This window comes from Planctomycetaceae bacterium, assembly GCA_039680605.1.
GTDB lineage: Bacteria > Planctomycetota > Phycisphaerae > SM23-33 > SM23-33 > JAJFUU01.
On sequence record JBDKTA010000048.1, the window covers coordinates 111,245 to 118,590 of the forward strand.

At 63.4% G+C, this 7,346-nt stretch carries 5 protein-coding genes; 4 read left to right on the forward strand and 1 reads right to left on the reverse strand.

Features of this window, described 5'->3' with window-relative positions; all coding sequences use genetic code 11:
* Positions 1 to 222: 222 nt before the first annotated feature.
* The 4 genes from ABFD92_14845 (at position 223) to glmS (ending at position 6,689) form a co-directional block, all read left to right on the forward strand.
* Positions 223 to 1,098: a LamG-like jellyroll fold domain-containing protein gene (locus ABFD92_14845; protein MEN6505815.1), complete on the forward strand. Its 876-nt coding sequence runs from the start codon at positions 223 to 225 to the stop codon at positions 1,096 to 1,098.
* Between the two features lie 226 nt (positions 1,099 to 1,324).
* Positions 1,325 to 3,361 (forward strand): LamG-like jellyroll fold domain-containing protein, encoded by a 2,037-nt coding sequence (locus tag ABFD92_14850; GenBank protein ID MEN6505816.1) that lies wholly within the window; start codon positions 1,325 to 1,327, stop codon positions 3,359 to 3,361.
* Positions 3,362 to 3,452: 91 nt separating this feature from the next.
* Positions 3,453 to 4,646, forward strand: coding sequence for a hypothetical protein (locus ABFD92_14855; GenBank protein MEN6505817.1), 1,194 nt, complete (start codon positions 3,453 to 3,455; stop codon positions 4,644 to 4,646).
* 195 nt (positions 4,647 to 4,841) lie between these two features.
* Entirely contained in the window at positions 4,842 to 6,689 is a 1,848-nt protein-coding gene (gene glmS / locus ABFD92_14860) for a glutamine--fructose-6-phosphate transaminase (isomerizing) (protein ID MEN6505818.1), read from the forward strand.
* Between the two features lie 265 nt (positions 6,690 to 6,954).
* Here glmS and ABFD92_14865 read toward each other — a convergent pair.
* On the reverse strand, positions 6,955 to 7,346 hold a 392-nt coding region (locus tag ABFD92_14865; protein ID MEN6505819.1), incomplete at its 5' end, for a hypothetical protein.

The following is a 7,346-nucleotide window of genomic DNA, read 5'->3' on the forward strand; positions in this document are numbered from 1 at the left end:
AGTGTCCAAAGCAATGAGTGCGCAGAATTGGAATAGTGGTATACTCAGGGTGCAAATGAGAGGAACGGAGAGCGATTCGTGCGAGAAACGTGTGGCCCCAATTGGCGGGCGGCGAGGACGCGTTTTGGAAGGGCCGGTCCGGGCTGATCCGGTGCGGGAGGTTATTGGCCTGAAAAGTCAGTCATGGCAAGCACAGTTTTCTTCATTTGGAAAGGATGGCATATGTTGCAGTGGAAAGGGATAACAGCGGCAATGGTGCTGGTGGGTGTGTCTTCGCTGGCTCAGGCGGATCTGAGCACCGGGGCGGTTGCGTATTATTCGTTCAACGCCGATACGCAGGATGCTACGGGCGATAATCCCGGCGGAACGCTGATCAACAGTGCAGTCATCTCCAACACCGTCTACAAGATCGGTAACGGAGCGGCAGATGTGGGCGCTCTCAACGGTGGCGGTTACACTGATCGCGTGGACATCGCCCAGCCGAACGCCTTCAATTTCGGCTCCGGGGCGTTCTCGACGGCCTTCTGGTTCCGGGTCAACGCACACCAGAGTGGCGCCTCGCCGATTGGGCCAGGGGTTGCTGGCGGCGCAGGGTGGTACATCAACGTCGAAAGCAATGGCAACTGGACTTTGAAATACGACACTAACACCCAAGTGGAACAGACGATCTGGTTGGGCGACATCTGGGCCTGGGGCGCCAGCACGAACACCAATTGGATGTTCTTCGCCATGTCCGTGGATCCCACGGCCGGCTCAGTGACGACGTGGGTGCAGAAGTCCCAGAATGCCTCATTGATCAAGACGGTTCGCAGCACAGTGGCTGTTCCGGGAAACGCTGCGGCTACTACCGGAGCGCCCATCGTCTTTGATGGCAGCGTCAATAATACCAACGCGTTGCGAATGGGCTACAACTTCAATGCGACAATGGACGAAGTGGTCCTGTGGAATCGTGCCTTGACCGACGCGGAGACGGCCGAGTTGTACAACGGCGGGGCCGGGATGGACCTGACCAGCGTCATCGGGATCCCCGAGCCGGCGACGATGAGCCTGCTGGCCATCGGCGCCGTGGCGGCGCTGATTCGGCGGCGCAGGAACTAACCGAGAATTTATTCTCCAGTGCTGTCTCAACGGGCGGTCAGCGATGGCCGCCCGTTGCCATGCGCATCTGCCGTGTCTCGCGTGTCGTTGTTCAAATATGGCACAAGAATGTTCAAAGGAATGATCGTGAAGACTGAAGAGGAGGGTATATTGCAGGAGGAATATCGATGAGTCTCCTTGCGCGTTCAGGCGGCTCGGGCGAGAAATGATGTTTGAGGAATATCGCATGCCGCACCAGCAATGTCGTCTGCTGTGTCTGCAACTCGCCGCCGCTTCGCTGCTGCTCTTGAGCACCGAGGCCGGACCGGCGGCGAGGGTCCTTGCCGACGGTGAGGGCCAGCCGGCGCGAGATGTGGATGAAAGCTCGCGCCTGGGCGCGATGCGGCAGGACCTGGCAGCGTACTATCCATTTGACGAGACGTTCAAAGACGCCGCCGGCATGAACCCCGACGCGCTGCCCCGCGGGTCGGCCAAGATCTCGGCCACCGACACCTTCGCCGGCGGCGGGGCGGCCGAACTGGGCGGCGCTGCGGCTGGCAAGGGCTACCTCGTCATCCCGGCGCCCAACGCCATGAAGTTCGACAAGGCCTTCACCCTGGCCGGCTGGTGCCGGGCCTATGGCGTCAGCAACGGCACGGAAATCATGGGCACGCTGGCGGGCAAGGACGGCCGCGGGTTCGTCTTCACGATGCGCAGCAACGGCAACTGGGGCTTCCACTGCCGCAATGCCGCCGGCCAGCAGGTGCTCGATCAGGTGCATTTCGACTGGGCGTACCGCAAGTACAAGGCCCAGACCTGGTGCTTCTTCGCCTTCGTCGTGGAAGAGACCGCCGCGGGCAGGACCCTTGTGTGTTATGGCAACGCGGCGGGTCAAGGTGAGTTGAAGCGTTCCAGCAGCGCCTTGACCGTCAAGGGCGACCTGGGCGGCGGGGCGTTCTACCTGGCTCGCACGGCGCCGGCGACCTTCGACGAGTTGACCGTGTGGAACAGGGCCTTGTCGGCCGACGAGGTGGCATTCCTTTTCAACAAAGGGCGCGGCTTTGATTGCCACAAGCTGCTCGCTCCGGCGGCGACGCAACCGGCGGCGAGCAGTCAGGCGGCGGCGTCGCGCCCGGCCGAGCCGCCGCAGGTGCAGGCCATCATCGATCAGATCAACGCCACCGACCAACCCGGCGAGGCTATGACGTTGTTCAATCGCGGGCGGGCGATCGGAAAGAACAGTGCCGCGCTGCGCCGGGCGTACATGCTCAAGATGCTGGCGCTGGGCCTGCCGCGACTGGCGCACCTGGCCGCGGCGGAACTGGTCCGCATTGAGCCTTCCAACGGCACGGCCTGGTCGGTCGTGGCGTACTATCGCCTGGCCAAAGAGGGCAAGTATTCGCAGGCGCTGGACCCGGCGGTGCGGGCCGCGGCATTGGCGCCCAGCGACGCCTCGGCCTTGAGCAACCTCGGGGCACTGATGGCCGTTTGCGAGACGATGAAGCTCACCGTGCCGATGACGCCCGAAGCGGCAAAGCTGCTCCGCGACAACGAGGCGATGTGGAAGCTCGAGCCGCCGTTCGCGCAGGCGTATCAGCAGACCCTCGATCTGTTCAAGAAGGGCCTCGCCGATGCCGACAGCCTGAACACTATCGTCACCGCCCGGGAGAAGGAGATCGAGTCGCTCTCGGCCGAGGTGAAACTCTGCCAGACCACCGCGGCAGCCAACGCCGAGAAGATCGTCACCCTGCGGACCGACGCCAAGCGATGGACCGCCGAATACGACAAAGTTCGCAGCCGCGAGCAGCGCGAAGGGCAGACCAAGCCGCTGGAAGAATACCGCCGCTACGTCGAGGCGAAATATCGCGGCGTGGCCACGACCATCGACGCCCTGCTCAAGCAGAACGCGGAACTGGCCGGCAAGGTCCGCGACGCGGCCAAAAGATACGAGATCGCCAAGGCCGGCCTCGCCGAGGCCAAAGCCGCCCTCACCAAGCCGACCGCGCCCAAAATCGCGTGGAAGCCTCCGTGCATAAACGCCCAGCCCGTCGCCGACCGCGAGATCGACGGACCACTCCGCCTGGCGGCGCCCGCCGCGCCTGCCTCGCAGGGCGACGATTCGCCCGAGGCCAAAGCGGCCGCCGCCCTGCGCGTGGCCGAACTGTTCCTGGCGAACAACCGCAAACCTCAGGCCATGCAATCCCTGCGAGAGATCATCGAGCAGTATCCCGACACTCCCGCCGCCCGACAGGCGGCCGACCTCCTCCGCCGCCACGGACCATGACCGCCTGCCGCCCTCCGCGTCGCCTTGCCGCCGCGGGAGGGTTTTGATACGCTACTGTTCTCTGATGCGGCGCCTTCATTTGGAGAACGTCATGAGTGCAGGTCGAGCCCGGATCGTAGTGGCCGCCGCGGCGGTGCTGGCTTTGGGCGGCGGGGCGGTGCTGGGGGACTGGCTCATTCTCAAGGACGGCCGGCGGATGCAGGGGGCGGTGCTCGACGAGGGGCAGCGATACTTCGTCTATCTCGACAAGGGCGGCAAGACCATCGTCGACAAGGGCGACGTTCGCGAGCTCATCGCCGGCAACGCTCTGCCGCCGGAATACGCCGCCCAGGACGCGGGTAAGCCCGCCGACACGCAGCCCCCGCCGGCGATGTCGGCCAGGGAACTGCGCCAATACAAGCACACCAGCCGCGTGACGAGCCTGGCGATGATGGCCGACGGGTCGCTGCTGGCCGCCGGCGGCGCTGACGGAACCGTCAAACTTTTCAGCGGCAGCGGCGGCGAGATTCGAACGTACAAAAGCACCGCCCAGGGCGAGGCCGTCTCGGTCACCTTCGCCGTCGTGGGCGGGCAGAAGTACCTCCTGACCGGGATCGGGCGAACCGTTGAAGTCTGGCCGACCTCCGGCGACAAGAGCCAGAAGATCTTTTCCGTTCACCAGCGTCCTGCCCAGGCTCTCAAGTATCGCGAGATGGACAAGCAGATCGTCTCGGTCTCGACCGAAGACGCCTTCGCCCGCAGCTTTGAAAAGCTCGTCCCAAGCATCGACCGAAAGATCACCGAAGCCGCCACGGCTGTCGCCCTCAGCGAGGACGGTCAATATGCCGTCAGCGCCCATCGCGACCGGCGATTGCGGCGGTGGAACATGGTGGTCAAGAGTCACAGCCTGCCCGAGGTATTCGGCGTGCCGTTGCCCGAGTCGGAGAAGCCCATCCCCGCGGTAGTCTACGGCGAGGATCGCGCGGTGGCCGCCAGCGGAAAGGGCGTGTACATCCAGACGCTCAAGCCCAAGACATCCGGGCTGGTCGGGACCCACGATGCGACGGTGCTGTGCCTGGCCGCCTCGCCGGGGCGGATGGAGAGCGTGCTCGCCGGCGACGCCGGCGGCGAAGTTCGTCTTTGGGACCTCCAGACGCGTAAAATCCTCATGAGCGTCAAGCTGCCTGCGGCCAACCTGACCTGCCTGGCGTTTTGGCCCGACGGGAAAGGATTCCTGTCGGCAGGCAAGGATGGAATCGTGCGGTCATGGAAGATTCTCCCTGCCGCGGCGGTTAAGCCTAATTGAACGCAGTGGCGCGTTTTACCGATAATCTCAAGGGTCTTGGCTTTTCCGGCGGCCCGGCGGGGGCAGGGCGGCTCAAGCGGATCGTGTTGTTTTGCCCCATGCGGGGACGCTATTGTAGGGTCTGTGCGGTGACGGTCGGGGGTGCGACGGCCACAGGCCCGAGAATCTGTGCCACCGATTTTTTGGAGCTACGGCATGTGCGGAATCGTCGGCTATATCGGTAAGAAACAGGCGCGGAACATCCTCATCGAGGGGCTCAAGCGCCTGGAGTACCGCGGGTACGATTCCGCCGGCGTGTGTATCTGCACCGATGGGCGGCTCGTCATCCACAAGAAGCCCGGGCGCGTCGCCGGCGTGCAGCAGATGGTCGAGAGTGACGCGGCGCTGGCGGGCGGCACGATGGGCATCGCCCACACGCGCTGGGCCACGCACGGGGCGCCCAACGAGGTCAACGCCCACCCGCACACCGACGACAGCGGCAAGATCGCCCTGGTGCATAACGGGATCATCGAGAACTACTCGACCCTCAAGCAGTTCCTGGTCTCCAAGGGCCACGTCTTCAAGAGCGACACCGACACCGAAGTCCTCGTGCAGCTCATCGGCGAGTTCGTCAGCCACGGCAACGGAACGCACACGCTCGAGGCGGCCGTCCAGGCGGCCCTGCGCGAAGTCACGGGCACGTACGGCGTGGCGGTCGTCAGCAGCGACGACCCCGACAAGATGATCGTCGCCCGCAAGGGCAGCCCGCTGATCATCGGCGTGGGCACCGACGAATACGTGGTGGCCTCCGACGCCGCGGCGATTCTCGAACACACCGCCAACGTGATCTATCTCGACGACGGCGAGATGGCCGTCCTCGACCGCCGCGGACTGCGGACGATGACCATCGACAATGTCATCGTCTCCAAGCAGATCGAGCAGGTCGAGGGCTCGCTCGAACAGATCGAGAAGGGCGGCTATGATTACTTCATGCTCAAGGAAATTTTCGAGCAGCCCCAGACCATCGCGATGAGCCTGTCCGGCCGCCTGGACATGCGCGAGCACGTCATCCGCCTGGGCGGCCTCTCCGGCGTCTGCCGCGACCTGGCCAAGACGCGCAAGATCATCATCACTGCCTGCGGGTCGGCGTGGCACGCCGGGCTCGTCGGCGAGTTCATGTTCGAGGACCTCGCTCGCATTCCCACCGAGGTCGAGTACGCCAGCGAGTTCCGCTATCGCAACCCCATCATCGACGACGGCACGCTCGTCATCGCCATCAGCCAGTCCGGCGAAACCGCCGACACCCTGGCCGCCCTCCGCGAGGCGCAGGAAAAAGGCGCCATGGCCCTGGGCATCGTCAACGCCGTCGGCTCGACCATCGCCCGCCAGACCGACGCCGGAGTCTATCTCCACGCCGGACCGGAGATCGGCGTCGCCGCCACCAAGAGCTTCACCTGCCAGTTGGCCGTCCAGGCGATGATCGCCCTGACGCTGGCTCGGCGGCGGTACATGTCGCAGTTCGAGATGCAGCGGTACATGACCGAACTGGCGGCCATCCCCGAGAAGATCAAGACCGTCCTGGGTCAGTCCGACCACATCAAGGACATCGCCGAGAAGCACTGCAAGCGGGAGAACTGGCTGTTCCTGGGGCGCGGGTACCAGTACCCCGTCGCCCTGGAAGGGGCGCTCAAGCTCAAGGAAATCAGTTACATCCACGCCGAGGGCCTGCCCGCCGCCGAGATGAAGCACGGGCCTATCGCCTTGATCACCGACGGCATGCCGGTGGTGTTCGTGGCCCCGCGGTGCGGCACGTACGACAAGATCATCTCGAACATCGAAGAGGTCCGCGCCCGCAAGGGCTGCGTGATCGCCATTGCCACTGAGGGCGACGAACTCGTCGCCAAGCACTCCGACCACGTGATCTACGTCCCCGACGCCCCAGCCCCGCTCCAGCCGCTGCTGACGGTCGTGCCGCTGCAACTGCTGGCGTACCACGCCGCCGTCGCCCGCGGCTGCAACGTCGACAAGCCCCGCAACCTGGCCAAGAGCGTTACAGTGGAATAACAGGACGGGTTGTACCGCAATTGCACTTACCTTGCACTTTGTTGTACTTTTCACAGCGATTTGCGGGAAGGCATAGGGCTTAGGCCAGATATTTCACCGCGGAGATCGCAGAGACCGCAGAGGTGTCTTGAATTAAAAGACTTACAGAAACTTTACGGAGTGGGCCTCATGGACAGTCTGTTTTTTCAGATTAGCGCCGCTTACGACGTGAGATGGTCTTGTTTTGAGCCAATTTCTTCTCTGCGTACTTTGCGATCTCTGCGGTTCATGCAGTTTTCGGACTAACCGCTTGTTGTCCTTCCTTGCACTTTGTTGTACTTTTCACAGCGGTTTCGCGTTCGTCGCTTCTGATAGATCGGAATAGACGGAAATATGCTGAAAACAACAGACCCGAGTCCGGGCTGCTTTCTTTCTTAACCCGGGATATTTCCATCGCCGTGATCGCACCTTCGGGCCGCGAGCTTCGGCCGGAAACGAGCCCCATAATTTCTGCAAGCCTTTCATTCAAAACACCTCTGCGGTCTCTGCATAGCAAAGGTGTAACATCTTGTTTTTCTGGCAAGAAACTGGGGCTCCGCCCCAGACCCCGGAGTTTATCGCTTTTGAGCTTCGGGCAGATGGGCTCCGGCGCGTGGATGCAGCACGGCAAGGCCGCCG

What these genes read in the sequence shown, in the direction of transcription:
- glmS (MEN6505818.1), top strand. Translation starts at nt 4,842, where the DNA reads ATGTGCGGAATCGTCGGCTATATCGGTAAGAAACAGGCGCGGAACATC.
- ABFD92_14855 (MEN6505817.1), top strand. Translation starts at nt 3,453, where the DNA reads ATGAGTGCAGGTCGAGCCCGGATCGTAGTGGCCGCCGCGGCGGTGCTG.
- ABFD92_14850 (MEN6505816.1), top strand. Translation starts at nt 1,325, where the DNA reads ATGCCGCACCAGCAATGTCGTCTGCTGTGTCTGCAACTCGCCGCCGCT.
- ABFD92_14845 (MEN6505815.1), top strand. Translation starts at nt 223, where the DNA reads ATGTTGCAGTGGAAAGGGATAACAGCGGCAATGGTGCTGGTGGGTGTG.